The sequence below is a fragment of the Liquorilactobacillus capillatus DSM 19910 genome, from assembly GCF_001434915.1.
GTDB classification, from domain to species: domain Bacteria; phylum Bacillota; class Bacilli; order Lactobacillales; family Lactobacillaceae; genus Liquorilactobacillus; species Liquorilactobacillus capillatus.
This window is the reverse complement of the sequence record NZ_AZEF01000021.1, coordinates 17,506-39,181: the sequence shown is the minus strand read 5'-3', so window position 1 is coordinate 39,181 and position 21,676 is coordinate 17,506. Positions and strand designations below refer to the sequence as shown.

Genomic DNA, 21,676 nt, shown 5'->3' with positions numbered 1-21,676 from the left:
TAAAGGTAAAAATAATTAAGTTTAATTACAAAAAGATTTTAAAAAGAAGGCAAAACTATCACAATTCAGTAAGTTAGTTTATTTTAATTTAAAAAATAAAGCGTAAAAAATATGGTAACCTCTTAAATGTTAGTTTATTTTATTATCCCTTTATATTTAAAAAGCATATTTTTGATATGAAGTTAATAAAACATGATAAAAAAATAGACTTTAGATGGCGGGTAAGAACACCTTGGGGAAAAGTAAACCTGTCAGGCTTAAAGACCTGATTCTGAAGTGTTATTTAGACTAGTTAATTTAGGGGGAATAGAGATAGTGAATAACAGGTTATACTACAGACCACAATTACAGCGGAAAAAAGAGCAATTTATCTGGGCAGTATTAACTTCTTTCTGCCTATTATCGGGCTCTGCAACGGTTAGTCCTATGATTCATGCGGATACAGTTTTAACGGACAAAAAGACGAATGCAGTCCATGATGTTACCCAAGAAAAGGAGTTAGCTCCAGAGAAAGAGATAACGCAGTCGGACTTAAAGTCAAATGGCCAACCAGCAACTAACGATCAGTCAGCTAAAACGAATACTGCAGAGAATAATGTTCAGGCTCAAATAGCTGAAAAGGATAAGGACCATTCAGCTCCTCAGCAGCCAAAGTTGGACCAGCAAAAACAGAAGCTGACAGACCAAGATAGACTACATATTCAAGAATCACCACAACCTTCATCTAAGCAAACAACAAACCCAAATAGGGGAGGAACACAACCGGATTCTGAGAAACAGCAGCAACCATCGTTATCAAACCAGAATACTAACCAGCCGCTTCAAACTTCACCAACGCCGGCAACGGTTAATGAGCCCAAAACGATAACCACCTCCACAACGACTGTGCCTGATCGGGATAAAATCACAGCAGATTCTAAAAATATCAAAACGATCAATGGTAAAAAATATTATGTCGATAATAATGGTCAGATCCAAAAAAATTTTGCCCTTGATATTGACGGACAAACGCTGTATTTTGCTAAAGATACAGGTGAATTAACAACTACGCCGGTCACTTATCAAACAGGGTTAGCTAACTTAAATGATAGTTATACTGAAAATAATGCCGTATATAATACTTCTACTGAAAGTTTTAAGACAACGGATGGGTATCTCACTGCAAATAGCTGGTACCGGCCTAAAAAAATTCTACAGAATGGAACACAGTGGCGCCCAGCAACAAACTCTGACTACCGTCCACTGCTGATGGATTGGTGGCCGGATAAAAAGACACAGGTAAATTATCTGAATTTTATGCAGCATCAATTTGGGTGTGACAAAACATATACAGTTATGGACGACCAAGCTGAGCTAAACTTTTCAGCTCAACAGGTCCAAGTTGAGCTTGAAAAGAAAATTGGGCAGATGGGGACAACACAATGGTTACAAGATTTGATCGCTGAATTTGTTAAGACACAACCTAATTGGAATATGAACAGTGAGTCACCAACAACTGGGGACGATAAAGATCATCTGCAAGGAGGGGCGTTGCTTTATGGAAACAGTCCACTTACTTCAAAAGCCAACTCAAATTACCGGTTGCTTAACCGAACGCCAACTAACCAGCAAGGTCATCCAGCTTATACAACTGATAACAGTCTAGGTGGTTATGAGTTTCTTTTAGCTAATGATGTTGATAATTCTAACCCGGTGGTGCAGGCTGAACAGCTGAATTGGATGTATTATTTGCTAAACTTTGGCTCAATCGTTAAACATGATGCTGCTGGAAACTTTGATAGTATTAGAGTAGATGCTGTTGATAATGTAGATGCTGATTTGTTGCAAATCGCTGCTGACTATTTTAAAGATGCTTATAAAGTTGACCAAAATGATCAAAATGCCAATCAACATCTTTCGATCTTAGAGGATTGGAGTGATAATGATGCGCAATATGTTCAAGATCATGGTTCAAATCAAGCCGCGATGGATAATAAATTTCGTTTATCATTAAAGTACGCTTTAACAATGCCCAACGGAGATGGAAACCACAATGCCCGCAGTGGGTTAGAACCTTTGATCTCTAATAGTTTGGTAAATCGGGCTAATGATCAAACTGAAAATGAAGCCATTCCTAATTACTCTTTTGTTAGAGCTCATGATAGTGAAGTTCAAACAGTAATTGCTGAGATTATCAAAGAAAAAATTGACCCCAATTCGGATGGATTAACCTTTACTTTAGATCAATTAAAAAAAGCTTTTGAAATTTATAACGCGGATCAATTACAAACTGTAAAGCAATTCACTCAATATAACATTCCCAGTACGTATGCCTTGCTGTTAACTAATAAGGATACCACTCCAAGGGTTTATTATGGTGATATGTATACAGATGATGGCCAATATATGGCTCAAAAGTCACCATATTACGCAGCAATTGATACACTTTTACGTGCACGTAAGCAATTTGCTGCTGGTGGTCAAAGTATGGCTGTTAAGTATGTTGCAGGTACATCCCAAACACAAAATGCTTATCATGGGGTTTTAACTTCTGTTCGTTATGGCAAGGGAGTATTGAATGCTAACGATTTAGGTAATGTAGCAGCTCGAACGCAAGGAATCGCTGTAATTGAAAGCAATGAGCCTAACTTACGCCTGAACTCAGCTGATCGGATTGTAATTAATATGGGGAAGGCTCACTGCAGACAGGCTTATCGACCTTTACTTCTAACAACAGCTTCTGGTTTAGCAACTTATCAAACCGATGAAGCTGCACCTGCAAGTTGTCTTAAATATACAAATGATGAAGGACAGTTAATTTTTGATGCTTCTGAAATTGTTGGTCAAAGTAACCCACAAGTGTCAGGTTTTCTAGCAGCATGGGTTCCACTGGGAGCAGATCCAAAACAAGATGCACGAACTGAGAGTAGTGCAACACCATCACAGGATGGCAAAACGTTACATTCTAATGCTGCTTTAGATTCACAAGTTATTTATGAAGGGTTTTCTAATTTTCAAGCTTTTCCAACTAATAATGGTGAATATGCTAACGTAAAAATCGCCCAAAATGCAGCACAATTTAAAGATTGGGGTATTACATATTTTGAATTGCCGCCACAGTATCGTTCTAGTACAGATAAGACTTTTTTGGATTCAATTATTCAAAATGGTTATGCCTTTACGGACCGTTATGATTTAGGTTTTGAAACTCCTACCAAATACGGAACAGCTGCACAACTGGTAACCGCAATCAAGGCTTTACATGCACAGGATATGAGAGTGATTGCAGATTGGGTTCCAGACCAGATTTACAATCTTCCAGGTGAAGAGGTCGTTACGGCTTCAAGGGTCAACAACTTCGGCGAACAGACCAAAGGGGCAGTGATCAACAAAACATTATATGTTGCCAAAACAGTTGGTGGCGGTAAGTATCAGGCCAAGTATGGTGGGGCTTTTCTTAAAAAAATCGCAAAGCTTTATCCCGAATTATTTACTGTTAAACAACTTTCTACAGGGGTTGCACTTGATAGTAACCAGCGCATAAAACAATGGTCAGCAAAGTATTTTAATGGCAGTAACATTCAAGGACGTGGAGCTTTCTATGTCCTTAAAGATTGGAGTTCAAATAAATACTTTAAAATCAGTCCGAATGAAACATTTTTGCCTAAACAATTATTAAATCTTCCAGCCAATACAGGATTTACAATAGATAGTACTGGCGTAACTTATTACTCAATGAGCGGTTACCAGGCTAAACAGACTTTTATTGAAGATGAACAGTCTAACTGGTATTACTTTGATAAAACTGGTCATATGTGTTATGGCTTCAAGAAGATCAACGGTACTTTTTACTATTTCCTTCCTAATGGAATTGAACTGCAGAACGCTTTCTTCAAGGATGAACAAAATAACCTTTACTTTTTTGATGCACAAGGGCAGGCTTTTACAGATGATTACTTGATGAACGATCTCAAACAATGGCGTTATTTTAAACAGGATGGTACTATGGCGCGTGGACTAACAAAAGTTGTTTTTAAAGGAAAGAAAAGTACTCAATTTTTTGGTAATGATGGTTACCAGGTTAAAGGGGCAGCTATCAGGGATCAAGCAGGTCATTTAAGATACTTTGCTAATGACTCTGGTGATATGTTAACGAGTACTTTTGCCGAAATAAAGCCAAACGTTTGGATTTATTTAGATACTGCTGGTATTGCTGTAACAGGCAAGCAGACAATTAATGGACAAGAACTTTATTTTGACCAAAATGGTTATCAACTAAAAGGTCAAGCACTGCGTGACCAAGAGGGACAGTTGCATTATTATGATGCAGATAGTGGTGAACTGCTAACTAATCGTTTTGAACGAGTTGCCGCTAATACTTGGGTATACCTAGACGCTACAGGGACAGCCGTGACAGGGAAACAGACGATCAACGGGCAAGAGCTTTATTTTGATCAAAATGGTTATCAACTAAAAGGTCAAGCACTACGTGACCAAGATGGACAGTTGCATTATTATGATGCAGATAGTGGTGAACTGCTAACTAATCGTTTTGAACGAGTTGCCGCTAATACTTGGGTATACCTAGACACTACAGGGACAGCCGTGACAGGAAAACAGACGATCAATGGACAAGAACTTTATTTTGAGCAAAATGGTTATCAGGTTAAGGGAAGAGTGGTTAAGGACCAGACTGGTAATGAATATTATTATGCGGCGGACAGTGGCGAACTGCAGATCAATTATTTTGAACACCTTTTTTCAGCTCAGTCGGAGTCACCAAATACTTTTAAGGTCAGACAAAATGATATTCCTAATGTTCAAATACAAAACGCTATTGAAAGAAAAGATATTGAAAAAGAAATTAGTGAACAAAATATTAAGTAAGATATATTTAAAACGAATTGCTAATAGAGCTTGGTTGTGATCGCTTGCAATTCAAAAAATTGGTCGTTAGAATGAGAGTGTAAGTGCTGTAAGATAGTCAGTTGAATAGAAAAAGTTATTTACTTTAGTCAAGTAAACCTTAAGGAGTGACTAGATGAGGATCTTTAAGAAACCACTATTTATGGTAAATCCCAAGACATATTTGTATGGTGATAATGTTGTTAAGTTAGCCCAGTTAACAGAAAAAGTCGCTAATAAGTATGGCCTTGATTGTCTCTTTACCAGTCAGCCAATCGATATTCCTGCACTTAAACAAGCAACCTCAGATTTAATTATTACAGCGCAACATATGGATACAGTCAAACCTGGTAAGTTAGGAGTTGTCTTACCTGAAGCCTTGAATAGCTATGGTGTTGACGCAGTGATCCTAAATCATTCGGAAGACCCGCTGACGGTTTCTCAACTTGATGATGGGGTAAAAAAAGCTCGTGCATTGGGAATGTTAAGCATTGCGTGTGCGGATAGTTTTGAACAATGTCGCGCGATCGCACAAATGCATCCTGATATAATGATCTGTGAGCCAGCTGATCTAGTTGGTTCAGGCAGTACGAGCGATGAAAACTATGTTAAACAGGCGCTTAAAGCTGTTCACACCGTTAATCCTGAAATTACGGTAATTGCAGCAGCTGGGGTTGATGATGCGGGTGACGTTATAAAGATGCTGACTTGGGGTGCGGAAGGTACTGGTGGAGCAAGTGGAATCGTAAAAGCAACTGATTGGGAAGAGAAACTAGAAGAAATGATGTCAGCAATGGCAAAGTTTAAGTAAGTATAAATAAACAATAAGGGACTGGATTCAGAGGTTAACTCTTCTGAATCCAGTCCCTTACTTTATAGATAAATATTATGATAACTAAACGTGATAGATAAACGCAGTTTTATTAAAATACTTTTTTGTTTTAACGATTTTCTTTTTGATATTTAGTCTTACGTAAAGCAGCACGCTTACCTGCAGACTTTTGAAAAATAGTTTCAGGAGCAATTAAAACACAGATAGCCAGTGCAATAACAAAAAGTATTTTTGCAATAATAGCTTCAGAAAAAAGTAAAAGTCCTACAATTGAAATACCTAGCAGAAATAGTGAAATAACTCTTTTAGTCTTCAATGAAATTTTAATCAGCCCCCTCAAATAGTAGTAAACATGTCATTACTTGTATGAGTTAAACCTAAAAATAAACTATAAAACTAAGCTAATTCTAGGGTCAACACTTTCAAGTATCATTATAACACATTTTTTTCAGGTACTCCTAAAAAAATAAGGGGAACCGAATAATTCTGTTTAAATGACTGAAAGATTGTCTTTAACAAAGCAAAAGAACTGTTGTAAAGTGCTTTTTTAGAGCTTTACAACAGTTCTTTTATATTATTTTCTAATTCTAACAGATGATAGTGAGTCTCTAAGAAATAGGATAAGTAGCATTATCCAAAGGAGAGGGAATCCATGCAAATGGAGAGTACCTATTAACAGTAAAAGTAAGAGTACGCCCGTAAATATAGTAACCCAACCCCAACTACTAAATTGACGATTATTTGCTTTGTATTCAGGGTGCTTACGCTTAAAAGGGCGTTCCCAAAGGAGAAAATATAAAGCCAAAAAAATAATTGCACCACCGGCAAGCAGCCATGGATACGGTCTGAAGTTGGTTATTTTGGAAAAGGACTGTGTTATCCAGATAATAACAGATAAAAGAACAAGGATAAAGTTGTTTATGAATCCATACTTCCAATCAAATTTCATTGATAAACCTCACTTGAATTGTTATTTAGAAAGGTCAAGTCAACATCCTAGATACCGCAAAGCTTAATAGATTTGAACTTACCCCTGTTCGTAAAGATAACATAGATTATTAAGGAAATAAACTATGTTTTTACTCATTTAAGTTAGCAATGCAAGACAGCAAACAAATAAACAGTGGCTTCCCCCATGGCTTGTTATCTCCATGAAGTAGCTCACTGTTAAACTTAAAATCTCATAGAGGGTACGAAGAAAAGAGCAGTGCTAATTATCCTGCTGTTCAAAAATCAAAGCCGTTAATGTTTCTGCAGTAAGCCCCATGATTGGTGTTGCTGTTAGAACTTGACTAAGAGCTTGGAATACAGGATAAGGTTTAAAAGTTGTCCCTACTAAAGCAGTAGAGAAGGATTTTGGCTCAAGTGTACTAAAGAAGTCACCAGTGAGCTTAATCGCAGTCAATCGTTGCTCTTTGACTGTAAAGCTAAGTTGTAGCAGCCCCACACCTTTTAGGTACTTTTTCTTTGAGCAGCTAAACTGGTCTGAAAAAGGCTTGTTGGTAAAAGGGCTTTTAAACTTACGTTGCTTGATTTTAGAGACACAGGTTTTATCAGCAGAGGTTAAGTGATAGATACTGTGTGGAATCATCTCTAAAATAGTCTGCTTTAAATATCTTCTAAAAATAGTGGCTGACCAGTCAGGTCGTTGCTGCTGTAGATTTCCAGTCCGTTGTCGGACAGAAGCGATTCCTTTAGAAGCTAATTTTAAGGGATCAACTTGTAGAACACGAGCCATAGAAGCCTGATCAGTATTAAATAACAGGCTGCCATGATGCAGTCGGTAGTTGCCCTCAAGATATTGCGCATTCCCAGAGACCTTACGTCCTTTTGCCAGAAGGTCATTACGACCATCGATCGTAACAGAAATGCCTAGCTGGGCAAGTGCAGTAACAATCAGATTCATCCCTGTAGAAAAGTCAATTACTTTTTCTGTAGTTGGCTGGATAAAGGTAAATTGGCAACCTCCTTCATCAGTATAGATGGTGCCACCTCCTGAACGGCGGCGAACTATTTTAATCTTATGGTCTTTAACATAGGATAAGTTTACTTCTGAAGCAGCATCTTGGTATTTACCCAACATCACAGTTGGGGTAGTTGACCAGAGCATAAAAATAGTATCAGTAAACTTTTTTTCAGTCATTAAGTAATATTCTAGAGCAAAAATCTGTGCAGCATCATGTGAAGAAACAGGAATAGTGATCATTTTCCGTAAACCGCCAGCAACTCTTCTTTAGCCTTATAGGAACTTCGAACCAGTGGTGAACTAGCTATAAATTTAAAGCCACGTATCTTAGCTTCGTGGTAGTATTTTTGATAACGTTCAAGCGGGACCCATTCACGTAACTGATAGTGCTTAGCAGAAGGTTGAACATATTGTCCAATAGTTAAAAAATCAATATTGATATCGCGTAGATCATCCATAAGCTGATAAACTTCAGCATCTTTTTCACCTAGTCCCAGCATAATGCCTGTTTTAACGAATGTTTTGGTAGAAGCATGTTCCTTCACATATTGAAGAACACGCAGTGAAGTAGCGTAAGTCGCTCGATGACGGACTTTAGGTGTGATTGAGCGAACTGTTTCCATGTTATGATTAAAAACATCAGGTTCAGCAGCAATGATTTTATCCAGTTGTTCAGTTTTTCCTTGAAAATCGGGGGTTAAGACTTCAATGGTTGTCTCAGGGGTAATTTGACGCAGTGCTTTAATTGTTTGCACAAATTGATCTGCACCTAGATCAGGTAAATCATCACGATCAACACTGGTAACCACAATATGAGATAAGCCAAGGCGTTTAGCTGCTTGAGCCACATGCAATGGTTCAGCTAAATCAACTGGACGGGGATGACCATGTGGGACATCGCAGAAGCGGCATGCTCGTGTACAGTTAGGACCAAGTATCATAAAGGCTGCGGTCCCGCTACCGAAGCATTCTCCAAGATTAGGACAATTAGCTTCTGCACAAACTGTGTTTAGGTTTAATCCAGAAAGAAGAGTATTCATCTGATCAACCTTTTTTTGAGAATAAGTAACTTTTAACCATTCCGGCTTTTCCTGTTGCTTAGATTCCTGTTTCATATCATGCACCTCAATTCTCTGAAACTTCAATTGTTGCCACTAAGTCATTTACAGTGACTGTTTCACCTGTCTTAACTTTTTGTTCTTTTAAGATGCCATCTTCTTGACTTTCAACTTGGCTGACAACTTTATCAGTTTCAACCTCGAACAAGATATCGCCACGTTTGACCTGTTCGCCAGGTTCTTTTGACCAGTTTCCGAAGAAATATTGGCTAGACTTAGCACTCAATTGCGGCATATGAATTTCCTTTATCATAATTTGTCATCCTTTCAGAATTTTAAAAAGTTATTATTTTCTTAAATATAACACTAACTTCGCCAATGGTAAATAGCGCTTCCAATTAAATATTGCATCATATTTTAATCATTTGCGAGCGCTTTTAAAATTAATAATTAAATAAGCCCCCGCTAGGAGACTAGATAGGAGCTTTTTAATGATACAGTTGTTTGAGCTGCTGAACATCGTACTGTTGGATACCGTAATTTGAACCCTGAGGCTGCATTACGGACGGATGATCTGTTGTATGTTCTAGGCCCATTGTATGGCCAAGTTCATGCTCAGCAGTATTAACTTTACGTTCAGTTGAATAGTCGTCAAGGTAATAGGTGTTAAGCTTAGCAACTGCATGTGTAATAACTTTTTTACCAGTTAATGGGTTAATAAGCATCTTAGTTTCGGCAACGCCTGCTTGTGGGGTGTTACTTTTATTTTCAGTTGTTAAAACAATGTCAGCTTGATCTTTGTTAGTAATTGTAACCAATTTAAAAATACCGGCTTTATTCCAGTTGTCCAAGGCTTCTTCCCAAGCACTGCGGTAACTAGCAGAAATATTTTCGGGTAAATCTACATACACACGAGCAGTTTTCTTAGGCCAGACGGCCGCAGAAGAAGACGTTGAATCGGAAACAGTAGTTGAGGAAGAGGCGTCATGAGAAGTGGTAGATGCACTTGATGAGTCAGGTAAATGAGAGTTGTCATTGGATGAGGCGGGGGAATCCTTATCTTTAGGAGTCATTTTAGGAGGGGCCTCTAAGAGCGAAGCAACTTGCTCAACCTTGCCGCTAATCCACTGTTTACTATATTCAATGTCAGGAGGATTCTGAAAAAAATAAGCGAGTAACATGCCCAAAAATATTAATTTGATGAACCTTGAGATCTTCATTAAATCACCTTTCGTATTTTACTTTGTTTTGATTATACATGAATTTCATCGTGCAAAAATAAAAAATAACTTAAGAATATGCTTATTAATTCTAAAGTTTGAAAAATAGCTGCTTTATTTAAAAGAAAACAAAAAAATAGTTTAAAAAAGCGTATTTAAAAACTAAGCACTTTAATTTAAGTTGGATGGTGAAAAGAAAATGAGTATAAATAAGAGAAAAAATTGTGAACGGTTATATCAACAATTGATCCAAGAGATGCATGTTAAATATGGTTTTAAAGAAAGAATATTACTTAGAGAAATTGGTTTTGATAATGTAAAGGAAATAACAGCGAAGTTAGCGCCGGATTATTTTAGTGAATTACTGAGCTTTGAAGAGATCAGTAACAAATACCTTAAGTGTTTACCTGAAGAAGAAACGCTTAATTTTATTAAGCTTGTTCAAATTATGACTGATGTTCAGAGAGAAAACAAAAAAATGATAACCAGTCTACAAGAAAATATGCTAGTAGAAAAAGAAGATAGTCTTGAGAAGCTGCAACTCTTTGGTGATATTTGTCTTTATTGTAGTCATTATGAAAATGCTGAGAACATCTATCAGTTTCAAATTAAACATAAAATAACGACTGGTTATAATGGTATGGGGCTTTTACATAAGAATACAGGTGAGTATACACATGCAAAAGAGTACTTTACGGCAGGTTATGAAGCAGGAAATAAAAAAGCGGCTTATTATTTAGGATGTTTACACCGTGAATTAGGACAGGAACAACAGGCTAGAAAATGGTTTGGTATAGCAATTATCAAAAATAATGATGATGATGCGTTAATGGAAGTTAATTTGATACTTGAAGAAAACATTATGCATAGAAAAGCAAAACAGTTACAAAAAATAGCTGAAAAATTGACCTTTAAAGGTGAAAAACTATCAACAGATGAGGAACGTATTTGGTGTAATTCATTTTTCACTAATCAAGAAAGAAACGAGCAAGAGTAAGCTTCTACACAATAATTGAAGATTCTCCTAATTTCTGAGTAGAGAAAATTAAATAAAAACTTTGTTTAAAGAAGAAAAAAAACTATACTTCTATATATAAGGCTTTTATGGAAAAGGAGGACTTTTTATGGAAAAAAAGGGAAATAAACATTGGTGGGATCAAGAGGTAATTTACCAGGTATACCCTAGATCCTTTCAAGATACAAACAATGACGGAATTGGTGATTTGCGTGGAATTATTAATCATCTTGCTTACTTGCAGAAGCTAGGGGTAACTATGATTTGGATCTCACCTATTTACAAGTCACCAATGGTCGACATGGGGTACGACATTGCAGATTATCAAGCAATTGATCCGCAATTTGGAACAATGAAAGATTTTGATGAACTTCTAGAAAAGGCTCATGCAAGAAAAATTAAAATTATTATGGATTTGGTGATCAACCATACATCAGATCAACATGACTGGTTTCAGCAGGCACTTATTTCGCCGGATAATCCTTACCGAAAGTATTATATTTTCAAGACTACAAAAGATGGGAAGAGACCTAATAATTGGCGGTCAATTTTTGGAGGGTCAGTTTGGACAGAGGTCAAAGGTGAACCAGGAACGTATTATTTCCATACATTTGCAGCACAGCAGCCAGATTTGAATTGGGAAAATCCAACCTTACGACAAGAAATCTATAAAATGATTAATTGGTGGCTTGAAAAAGGAATAGCTGGTTTCCGAATTGATGCGATCACACACCTTAAGAAAGACCTTGACTGGGCAAATATTCCAGCTGATGGGATCGATGGTTTAGCAGCAGTCGTAAAGAAGGGACAGAATCGTCCTGGTTTAAATCTCTTTTTAGATGAATTAAAACATGAAACGTTCGATAAGTATCAAGCCTTGACTATTGGGGAAGCTTATGGTGTTCCAGAAAAAGACTTAGGACGATTTATTGGCCCAACTGGTTATTTTTCAATGATTTTTGATTTTAGCTATATGAATATTGAAGTAAAAAGTGCTGATGAATGGTATCGGGGCAAGACGGATTGGGATATCTCAGAATTAAAGAAAACACTTTTTGAGAGTCAAAAGGCAATCAGCCAAGCTCAAGGATGGTCAGCTAATGTATTGGAAAACCATGACCAACCACGGGTGCTATCTAAGCTGATTAAAAATCCGACTGAACGAACACCTGACGCAGCTAAAGCTCTAGCAACAATGTACTACTTTCTGCCAGGAACACCCTTTATCTACCAAGGTCAAGAACTAGGGATGAAGAACTTCAAACGGCAAAGCATTATTGAATTTAATGATGTTTCTTCAATTAATAACTATAAGATGGCTACGGCAGAAGGCTACTCACCAACAGAAGCTTTAGAGATCGTAAATGCTAAGTCACGTGATAATGCACGGACCCCTATGCAATGGAATGCTGAAGAATTTGGTGGCTTTTCGAAAGTCAAGCCGTGGTTAGAAATGGGCAATGATCGAACAGGTATTAATGTTAGTGCTGAAGAAAAACAGGCAGATTCAGTTTTAAATTACTACCGTAAGATGGGACGATTGCGGAGCGATTCTGTCTGGCAGCAAGTGTTTTCTACTGGTAGTCTGGCTGAAATCAAGAATGTTCCTGCAAATGTAATTGCCTATAAACGTTTATTAGGTAAGAAACAGATTCTAATTTTAGTTAATTTGAGTAATAGCAAACAAATCGTTTCTTGTTCAGCCCAGAATGTTATTTTAAATAGTCAACCGCAGTTGGTAATCGATGGTCATCAAGTCAGTTTGCAGCCATATCAAGCAGTACTGCTTACCTAATACTGTCAATCAAAATTAAAAAGGATGTGACAAGGTGAACTTGTTAGGTAAAGACAGTGGCAGTAAAAGAAAATACTTGGTTAATATCGTCTTGGCTAATATGTTGATTCTATTTATTGTAATCCCAGCTTTAGTAGTTTGTGGTAATTGGCTCTTGGATGCTGGCAAAGCAGGATCAATGATGGCACGTTTCTCATCGTTGACATTAGCGGGTGGGCTTATTTTTCTAGTCTTGTTAATGTATGCAGCTTATTTTGAATATATATTTTTACTGCTATGTAGTTATAGTTATATGAGTGACAAAGGTTTTTCGACCTATAGTATGCTACAGCATAGTTTAGGTGAAGCAGCTGCCGTTTTTTCAAAAAAGATCTTTTTCTTTCTCTTTTATTTTCTCTTAATCTTACCTTTTAGTGGAACAGGTTATACTTCTGAGCTGCTTGCTAAAATTAAGATACCGATTTTCATTTTAGACTATATTTTTAAGGAACGTGTTATATTCGTTTCAGTTTTAGCATTACTATATCTGTTTTTACTATATTTAGGTCTTAGGTTCGCTATGGTTTTACCATTTATGATTTTAAAACAGATGACATTGAGAGCGGCTGTGTTGAAGTCATTGACAATAACCAAGAAATATTTTGGAAAACTATTTCTTGCATTCCTAGGGCTTGTACTCGGCGCGTTATTTTTTAATTTAGTAAGTTACCTTCTCTTATTAGGAATTCAACAACTTTGGGAACTTTTTATTGGAACAGCTGCTCTTTATTCGGCAACGGCATTAGCGACGATTGCCTGGCTCATACGGCTGATAACAGCAGCTGTCGTAGTAGTTGGATCATTACAGATTGTTTTATTCTTTTTATTCAAGGAAGAGGGGTTGAAGAAGGGGACCTTGAAACTCCCAAGTTCTGAAAAGCATCATCCTGTTTTAGAGTTAGGATTGCTAGTGGGATGCTTATTTATTTTATTATTTATTCGTGTAAGAGATAATTATTCGCTTATGCGACAACCAGTCCATAATGTTCCGATTGTTGTTGCACATAGAGGAGTCGATGGTGATAATGCACTGCAGAATTCTTTGAGTGCGTTAAAAAAAACGCATCAAAGTGCGCAACCGTACTATACAGAGATGGATATTCAAGAGACGAAAGACCATCAATTTGTCGTGTGTCATGATTCTAACTTAAAAAAATTAACTGGGAAAAACTTGATAGTGCAGAAACTCACTTTAGCCCAAGCTATAAGATTGACAGCTCGTGAAGGTCGACATGCTGAAAGGTTAGTCAGTTTTAACAAGTATTTAAGCACCGCACACCGCATAGGTCAGCGCTTAATTGTTGAAATCAAAGTAAGCAAGTATGATTCAAAGAATATGCGTACTCTTTTTATCAGAAAATATGCACAAACATTATTAAAGCATAAAGATGTTGTTCATTCACTGGATTATAAAACAGTCGCAGTTCTTAAAAAAAAGCAGCCCCAGTTGAAGGTAGGCTATATTTTGCCTTTTAATGCACTAGGAGTGCCCAAAACAGCCGCAGATTTTTATTCAGTTGAATACAGTACATTAAATGATGATTTTATTAGCGAGGTTCAACGTGAACACAAGAAGGTTTATACTTGGACGGTCAACCGCAGCCCTTCAATGTATGGTGATTTAAGTATGAATATTGATGGAATTATTACAGATAATGGCTCAAAACTTAATAAAATAATTGGAAACTATTATTCTGAGAACACTTATACTTATAAGATGCTTGCATTGATGCTGAATTCCTACCGCTAATAAAATAAAGTATGGAGTATTTACCAGAAACTTATTTGCCAACGAATTGTAAGGATAATAATTGTTTTAGAGATCGACTTGTTTAAATCAAAAAGATTCGGGATAAAAGTCTCGGATCTTTTTTTGGCCTTTTTTAGCTATCAAAAGAGAACATGGCTAAAACGGTAGTTTAAATGCTATCTCTCTCTGGAAGATAAAACGCTTTTTCATCAGAGGTAAAAGGCCTGAAATAATACTACCTTTTATTAAAAAATGATTAGTAATAAATGGGCGTAACTTAAACTATTTAAAAATAACCAAAAAGGGGATATTTAATTTGAAAAGAAATAAAAGTAGTCTTAAAAATAAGCAAAACAAAATAAACAGCTAAAGTAGCGTCAAGTAAACGCTCACTAGAAAGTACAAAAAACAAGATAATTTTTTCACAGTGTAGACAACACTTTATTTTTACGTGTAGAATATGAATATTATATTTTAATCTAGTTTTAATTTTCTATGATAAGGGGTGAATAAAGTTGGGTTATAACTATCAATTTGTACCAGTCGGTGAACAGTCGTTAAACATTGTTTTTGACGAAGTAATTGATGCACGTGAAAATCGTTTAATTCATTCGTTAGCAGATGTTTTAATAAAAACTGAGTTAGGTATTATCGCAGTTATTCCTGCTTACCACACATTAACAATTAACTTTGATATTTTTCAAACAGATTTTTTGAAGTTGACCACTAAAATTACACAGATCATCAAAAACCACTCATTACTTACAAGTGCAGAAAGACGGCGTATCATCGAGGTTCCGGTTTGTTATGACGAAGAGTTTGGACTAGATTTAAAGGCAGTAATTGAACATGGCTGTATTACTTTTGACGAGTTGATCCAAATGCATACAAGCAGTCCTTATCTTATTTACATGATGGGTTTTATGCCAGGTTTTGCATATATGGGATCTGTAGCAGACCCAATTGCGATGCCGCGGCTAAAGAATCCGCGTGCCAAAGTTCCTGCGGGTAGTGTTGCTGTAGCGGGAAAACAAACTGGAATGTATCCTATTGAAGCACCTGGGGGATGGCGGTTGTTAGGTCGAACGCCTGTAAGATTATATGATCCCAAACATCCTGAACCGCAATATTATGCTGGAGAGTATATCAAGTTTAAAGCTATTTCAAAAACGGATTATTACTATATTCAAAAACTTGCTGCTGCGGGAATGTATGAGTTAAAGGAATTAAATTAGGCAGGGAGACGATTTTTGTGAAGACAATAGAGATATTAGATGCAGGTCTAGCAACAACAATTCAAGATCTTGGTAGACCACATTACCAAGCAGAAGGTGTTCCTGTCTCAGGGGCAGTTGATATGCTGGCTTATTGCCTTGCTAACCTGTTAGTTGATAATGACGAAAAAGCTGCTGCACTGGAATTTTGCTTTCGTGGACCTAAGCTTAGATTTCTATGTACGACTTTTATTGCAATTACAGGAAGTAAGTCACAACCAGTATTAGACGGACAGCCGTTAATGTTAAATAAGGTTTATAAAGTTCAAAAAGGGCAAACTCTTTCATTTGAAGCGATGATTTCGGGTCGATATGGCTATCTAGCAGTTGCCGGCGGCGGTCTTTTAACAACACCAGTTTTAGCAAGTCGTTCCACAACTACGAGACTTAAGTTAGGTGGTTTAGCGGGCCGGATCTTACGTGAGGGTGATCATCTTCCCGTACATGAATGTTTGGTGTTACCTAGTCTGTATTTTCGCGAGTTTACTTCTGAAAAAGAAGTGGTCAAACAAGAGCAAGTTATGATCAGGGTCTTAAAAGGACCACAATGGGGTGCCTTCAGTCCGGATGCCCAGAAACTGTTTCTAGAAGGTCATTTTTCTATCTCACAGCAAGCTGACCGGATGGGATACCGCTTGCAAGGTCCCAAGCTTCCCGTGCCCAGAAATAATATGCTTTCAGAAGGAACGATTCTAGGTAACATTCAAATTACACGTGAAGGGCTGCCAATTGTACTTTTGGCTGATAGACAAACAACTGGTGGATATCCGGTAATAGCAACGGTTATCATGGCTGATCTTGGAAAATTTGTACAACTTGATAGCAAAAAGGAAATGTATTTTAAACTTATTTCCCTAGATGAAGCGGTGACAGCAGTACGCGGTCAGTATGCGCGCTTAAAAGAGTTCAAACAGTTTTTAAAACAAAAACGTTATCAGTATCCATTAGGACCAGCACGTAAGACAGCACAAAAGATAGAATATTTATTGAATAAGGAAAAATAGCGGGAGGTATATCTGATGGAGATTACAAAATTAGAGAGTCTGATTAAATTATTTGGTCAATCTAATCTCGGAAAATTAGAACTAGCAGAAAAAGATCTTCGAATTATTTTAGAAAGACAGTCAGATACGACTACATTAGGGATCAAACCAGTTGAACCCGTTTCTTCTAAACCGACTAGTTCTCAAACAACAGTATCTCTTAAAACTGAAACAATTATAAATGCTCCGTTGGTTGGAACGGTGTATCTTGCACCTGAACCAAGAAAACCGGTATTTGTCCAAGTGGGTGACCATGTCCAAAAGGGGCAGACACTTGCACTTATTGAAGCAATGAAAATGATGAATGAAGTAACAGCAACGACTACTGGAACTATTAAAAAAGTTCTAGTCGCAGATGAAACAGTTGTTGAATATGACCAGCCGCTTTTTGAATTGGAAGAATGAGGTGATAACGGTGAGCAAAGTATTAATTGCTAATAGGGGTGAAATCGCAGTCCGGATAATTCGTGCATGTCATACTTTAGGGCTAGCAACAGTGGCAGTTTATTCAACCGCAGATAGAGAAGCACTGCATGTCCAACTGGCAGATGAAGCTGTTTGTATCGGTCCACCTACACCAGTTAAAAGTTATTTAAACCAGGATAACCTTATTGAAGCAGCTAAAATGACAAAAGCCGATCTAGTCCATCCAGGATACGGTTTTTTATCTGAAAATGCAGATTTCGCGAATAAGTGCGAACAAAACGGTCTTAAATTTATTGGTCCGAGTTCTCAAGTAATAGCTATCATGGGTGAAAAAGCAACTGCACGTCAGACAATGAAGGAAGCGGGAGTCCCTATTGTTCCTGGTAGCCCAAAAGGTTTTGTAACTGTAGAGGATGGCTTAAACTATGCTGCTAAAATTGGATTTCCAGTAATGTTAAAAGCAAGTGCGGGTGGCGGTGGTAAAGGGATGCGGGTTATTAATAAAAAAGAGGAGTTCACGCAGGAATTTACGCTCGCTCAGCAAGAAGCGCAACACGCCTTTAGTAATAATGAGATGTATCTTGAAAAGTATTTACGGCATCCCCGACATATTGAGATTCAGTTGATGGCTGACCAGTTTGGTAATGTTATCGGTTTGAGAGAACGTGATTGTACAATGCAGCTTAATCACCAAAAGGTAATGGAAGAGGCACCGGCACTAATAGTTGATGATGCAACTAAGCAAAAAATGTTGGAAGTTTCAGTTAAAGCCGCTAAAGAAATTAACTATGAAGGTGCAGGGACGATGGAGTTCCTTTTAGATAGCCCAGGTAAGTTTTATTTTATGGAGATGAATACACGTATTCAGGTAGAACATCCGATAACTGAGTTGGTTACTGATACCAATCTCGTAGAGCTACAACTGAGAATAGCCTTAGGAGAAAAGTTAGCGATGCAGCAAATAGATATTCAAAGTCGAGGGTTTGCGCTAGAATGCCGCGTTAATGCAAGAGGTGCTGGAAAAATAACAGCACTTCACTTACCCAGTGGTTATGGTGTGCGAGTCGATACTGCCTTATACCAAGGTTATCAAGTGCCACCAAATTATGATGCGATGATTGCTAAAATTATTGTCTATGGTCATAATCGGCAAAATGCAATCGCGTTAATGAAAACAGCATTGGATGAAACGGTTATCAGTGGTATTCAAACTAATCTTGATTTTTTAGCGCAATTATTAGAAGAACCACTCTATCTTGCCAATAAAATTGATGTTAACTGGTTGGAAAAACTAACAAAAGGAATTTAAGAAGAGAGGATGAAGAAAATGCCAAAAGCATTAAAGGATTATACACCACTTGAGCTAAGGCATCTGATCCGTAAAGGTGATTATTCCGGGCAAACAAGTGGACTTGCTGCTGGTTATACACAAGCTAATCTAGTCATCATACCACGAGAACTTGCTTATGACTTTTTGCTGTTTACGCAACGTAATCCAGCGCCATGTCCTGTTTTGGAAGTTAGTGATGTAGGCAGTCGTAAGTTAAAAGATTTTGGAACAGATGTCGATTTGGCAAATGATTTCCCTAAGTATCGTATTTATCGTAAGGGTGAAGTTGCAGAGGAGACGACGAGTATCGCTGATTTTTGGCGTAAAGATTTAATTAGTTTTTTACTGGGATGCAGTTTTTCCTTTGAGGCAGAGTTAATAACAGCTGGAATCGAGGTTCGTAATATTACGCAACACACTAATGTCCCAATGTTTAATACAAACATTCCGCTGAAAGAAGCTGGCATCTTTCATGGAAATATGGTTGTTAGCATGCGTCCTATTCCAGAAGAGCAGGTTATTAAAGCTGTTAAGGTAACGGCTGCAATGCCTAGGGTTCATGGTGCTCCAATTCAAATTGGCAACCCAGAACGGATTGGTATAAAGAATCTACAAAAGCCAGATTATGGTGAGGCGGTTGCCATTAAGCCGGGTGAAGTACCAGTCTTTTGGCCTTGTGGGGTAACACCTCAAAATGTCATTATGCAGATTAAAACAGATTTTGTGATTACACATGCACCAGGACATATGCTTGTTACTGATATCAAGAATAGTGAACTTAAGTATTAATTTATATGAATGGAGAGGGTATCGTGTTAAGAGTTGATTTGAATAGTGATCTAGGTGAGAGTTTTGGCCAATATAGCTTGGGTAATGACGCAGAAATTATTGACCTCGTCTCCTCCGTCAATATTGCCTGTGGTTTTCACGCGGGGGATCCTGATGTAATGGCAAAAACAGTTCAAAAGGCTGAAAAAGCTGGGATAGGCATTGGAGCTCATCCGGGTTATGCTGACTTGCAAGGATTTGGTAGGCGACGAATGAACATGTCTCTAGCTGAGGTGCAGCATATGATTACTTATCAAGTGGGTGCACTTGAAGCATTCACTAAAGAAAAAAGATTGCATCACGTCAAACCTCACGGAGCACTCTATAACGCGGCAGCACAGGATCACGCCCTAGCATTAGCCATCTGTCGCGGCATTAAAAGTGTTGACTCGGAGCTACCCCTGTATGGATTAGCGGGTAGTGAATTGATTAGTGCAGCTCAAGAAGTTGGTCTTCCTTATGTGCAAGAGGTTTTTGGCGATCGTAATTATGAACCTAACGGGACACTTGTAGCACGGACAAAGCCGTATGCAGTTATTACTGATCCAACATTGATCGCCCAACGTGTTATTAAAATGGTTGAAGAACAGGCAGTGACAGCACTTAATGGTCAAAGAGTGGCGCTGACCCCTGACTCGGTTTGTGTTCATGGAGATAATCAAGCTGCATTGGCGATTGTCAAAGAATTACGAACAGCTTTGAATAAAGAAGGTATCCAGGTTAAAACATGGTAAGTTAAAACGAAAGAAGGAAAAATGATGGTTAAACAGCCTAAGAAAAACACTCTCACTTCAGAAATAAAAATTAAGAAGAGTCGATCACCGCGTAGTACCGCTATGGGAGCAGCTTTTTTAATGGCTATGGCTGCTGTAGGACCAGGATTTCTCACACAAACAGCAACCTTTACGGGACAGATGGGCGCTAATTTTGGTTTTGCAATCTTAATCTGTATTATCTTTGATATTATTGTCCAAATGAATGTCTGGCGTATAATCGTCATCAGCGGTCGTAAAGCACAAGCAATTGCAAATGAAGTTTTCCCAGGATTGGGCTATGTTTTATCGGCATTAGTCGCAATTGGCGGCCTTTTCTTTAATATCGGTAATGTTGGTGGTGCCGGATTAGGGCTCAATGTTCTTTTCGGTATCTCACCGGAAAATGGAGCAGTTATTGCTGCAGCATTAGCCCTAATTATTTTTATTGTCAAGAATGCTTTAGTAGTGATGGATCGAACAGTTCAGGTTTTGGCATTTGTTAAAGTTGCTATCCTTGTGTATATTATTTTTGTAATGTCTGTACCTTATGAAACAGCTCTTCAACACACCTTTGCACCAACAAAGATCGACTTTTATTCAATCGTAACGATTGTTGGTGGGACTGTCGGTGGTTATATCTCATTTTCTGGTGGTCATCGTTTGATTGAAGGTGGAGTTCGTGGAAAAGAAAACATTAAGTATGTTAATGAAGGAGCTCTAACAGGAATTGGAATCGCCTCTATAATACGTGTTTTACTCTTTTTAGCGGGTCTGTCAGTAGTTATTGCTGGTTACAAATTGGATCCAGCAAATCCAGCGGCGTCTATTTTTAAATATGCGGCAGGAAACTTCGGCTATAAGTTCTTTGGAATTCTTCTTTTTACAGCTGGGATGACCTCGATCTTAGGTTCCACCTTTACCTCAACTTCTTTTTTGGATTATGCAGTTAAGGGTAAAGGAGTTAATTCCTATGAGAAATACCGTAAACACCTTGTTATTGGTTTTATTTTAATTTCAACATTGATTTTTTATTTTGTGGGTAATCCAGCAAAAGTACTAGTATTTGTGGGTGCTGCTAACGGTTTTGTCTTACCGATCTCATTAACCATTTTGTTATTGGCAAGTAAAAGCCAACGAATAATCGGCAGTTATAAGCATCCTAAATGGCTAACCTATTCAGGATGGATCGTTGTCTTATTTATGGCGTATGCTAGTTTTAAGACGATAGCTGGTTTATTGTAAGTAACATAAAAAAAGCAGGTAATCTGAGGTTATAAGATTACTTGCTTTTTATAGTTTAACTGGTCTACTTTAAAAAATAGGTTGGAGGTAGCTGAATAGTATATGAAATAAAGGAACTAGGTAATGTATAGAGTCCTTAAATGCAGTTAAACCACAAAATATAACTTCTTTTTCTGAAAACATAATATAATTATTCTTTAGATAACATTAGTCCCAGAC

Annotated in this window: 17 protein-coding genes; 12 read left to right on the top strand and 5 right to left on the bottom strand. The window is 37.5% G+C overall.

The window, feature by feature from the left end:
- Window positions 1-315 precede the first annotated feature (315 nt).
- Both FC81_RS05080 and FC81_RS05075 read left to right on the top strand, forming a co-directional pair.
- A complete protein-coding gene (locus FC81_RS05080; RefSeq protein ID WP_057743768.1) occupies window positions 316-4,866 on the top strand; it encodes a glycoside hydrolase family 70 protein in 4,551 nt (1,516 codons plus the stop codon).
- Window positions 4,867-5,020: 154 nt separating this feature from the next.
- On the top strand, window positions 5,021-5,695 hold the full coding sequence (locus FC81_RS05075; protein WP_057743765.1) for a triose-phosphate isomerase: 675 nt from the start codon (window positions 5,021-5,023) through the stop codon (window positions 5,693-5,695).
- A 130-nt stretch (window positions 5,696-5,825) separates the two neighbouring features.
- Here the strand turns inward: FC81_RS05075 and FC81_RS05070 are convergent, their stop codons facing one another.
- From FC81_RS05070 to FC81_RS05045, 5 genes are all read right to left on the bottom strand, one after another.
- A complete protein-coding gene (locus FC81_RS05070) occupies window positions 5,826-6,032 on the bottom strand; it encodes a hypothetical protein (protein ID WP_057743762.1) in 207 nt (68 codons plus the stop codon).
- A gap of 894 nt (window positions 6,033-6,926) precedes the next feature.
- Entirely contained in the window at window positions 6,927-7,922 is a 996-nt protein-coding gene (locus FC81_RS05060) for a lipoate--protein ligase (protein ID WP_057743757.1), read from the bottom strand.
- The gene (lipA, locus tag FC81_RS05055; RefSeq protein ID WP_057743750.1) at window positions 7,919-8,797 is read right to left on the bottom strand and encodes a lipoyl synthase; all 879 of its coding nucleotides are present in this window, start codon (window positions 8,795-8,797) and stop codon (window positions 7,919-7,921) included. Before lipA ends, FC81_RS05060 begins: the two co-directional genes overlap by 4 nt.
- Before the next feature lie 10 nt (window positions 8,798-8,807).
- On the bottom strand, window positions 8,808-9,053 hold the full coding sequence (locus FC81_RS05050; RefSeq protein ID WP_057743746.1) for a biotin/lipoyl-containing protein: 246 nt from the start codon (window positions 9,051-9,053) through the stop codon (window positions 8,808-8,810).
- 175 nt (window positions 9,054-9,228) lie between these two features.
- On the bottom strand, window positions 9,229-9,960 hold the full coding sequence (locus tag FC81_RS05045; RefSeq protein WP_057743743.1) for a M57 family metalloprotease: 732 nt from the start codon (window positions 9,958-9,960) through the stop codon (window positions 9,229-9,231).
- 199 nt (window positions 9,961-10,159) lie between these two features.
- On the opposite strand from FC81_RS05045, the gene FC81_RS05040 reads away from it, so the two are divergent.
- From FC81_RS05040 to FC81_RS04995, 10 genes are all read left to right on the top strand, one after another.
- The gene (locus FC81_RS05040) at window positions 10,160-10,957 is read left to right on the top strand and encodes an SEL1-like repeat protein (RefSeq protein WP_057743740.1); all 798 of its coding nucleotides are present in this window, start codon (window positions 10,160-10,162) and stop codon (window positions 10,955-10,957) included.
- A 127-nt stretch (window positions 10,958-11,084) separates the two neighbouring features.
- Complete coding sequence (locus tag FC81_RS05035) at window positions 11,085-12,770, top strand: alpha-glucosidase (protein WP_057743737.1); 1,686 nt, start codon at window positions 11,085-11,087, stop codon at window positions 12,768-12,770.
- Between the two features lie 34 nt (window positions 12,771-12,804).
- Entirely contained in the window at window positions 12,805-14,559 is a 1,755-nt protein-coding gene (locus FC81_RS05030; protein WP_057743734.1) for a glycerophosphodiester phosphodiesterase, read from the top strand.
- Between the two features lie 515 nt (window positions 14,560-15,074).
- Window positions 15,075-15,794 (top strand): 5-oxoprolinase subunit PxpB, encoded by a 720-nt coding sequence (gene pxpB, locus FC81_RS05025; RefSeq protein WP_057743731.1) that lies wholly within the window; start codon window positions 15,075-15,077, stop codon window positions 15,792-15,794.
- A gap of 17 nt (window positions 15,795-15,811) precedes the next feature.
- Entirely contained in the window at window positions 15,812-16,837 is a 1,026-nt protein-coding gene (locus tag FC81_RS05020; RefSeq protein WP_057743728.1) for a 5-oxoprolinase subunit C family protein, read from the top strand.
- A gap of 15 nt (window positions 16,838-16,852) precedes the next feature.
- On the top strand, window positions 16,853-17,281 hold the full coding sequence (locus FC81_RS05015; RefSeq protein ID WP_057743725.1) for an acetyl-CoA carboxylase biotin carboxyl carrier protein: 429 nt from the start codon (window positions 16,853-16,855) through the stop codon (window positions 17,279-17,281).
- A 10-nt stretch (window positions 17,282-17,291) separates the two neighbouring features.
- On the top strand, window positions 17,292-18,611 hold the full coding sequence (gene accC, locus FC81_RS05010) for an acetyl-CoA carboxylase biotin carboxylase subunit (protein ID WP_057743723.1): 1,320 nt from the start codon (window positions 17,292-17,294) through the stop codon (window positions 18,609-18,611).
- Window positions 18,612-18,629: 18 nt separating this feature from the next.
- Window positions 18,630-19,421: a putative hydro-lyase gene (locus FC81_RS05005; protein ID WP_057743720.1), complete on the top strand. Its 792-nt coding sequence runs from the start codon at window positions 18,630-18,632 to the stop codon at window positions 19,419-19,421.
- Between the two features lie 23 nt (window positions 19,422-19,444).
- Window positions 19,445-20,194: a LamB/YcsF family protein gene (locus FC81_RS05000; protein ID WP_057743717.1), complete on the top strand. Its 750-nt coding sequence runs from the start codon at window positions 19,445-19,447 to the stop codon at window positions 20,192-20,194.
- A 24-nt stretch (window positions 20,195-20,218) separates the two neighbouring features.
- Window positions 20,219-21,457: an NRAMP family divalent metal transporter gene (locus FC81_RS04995; protein ID WP_057743714.1), complete on the top strand. Its 1,239-nt coding sequence runs from the start codon at window positions 20,219-20,221 to the stop codon at window positions 21,455-21,457.
- Window positions 21,458-21,676 lie beyond the last annotated feature (219 nt).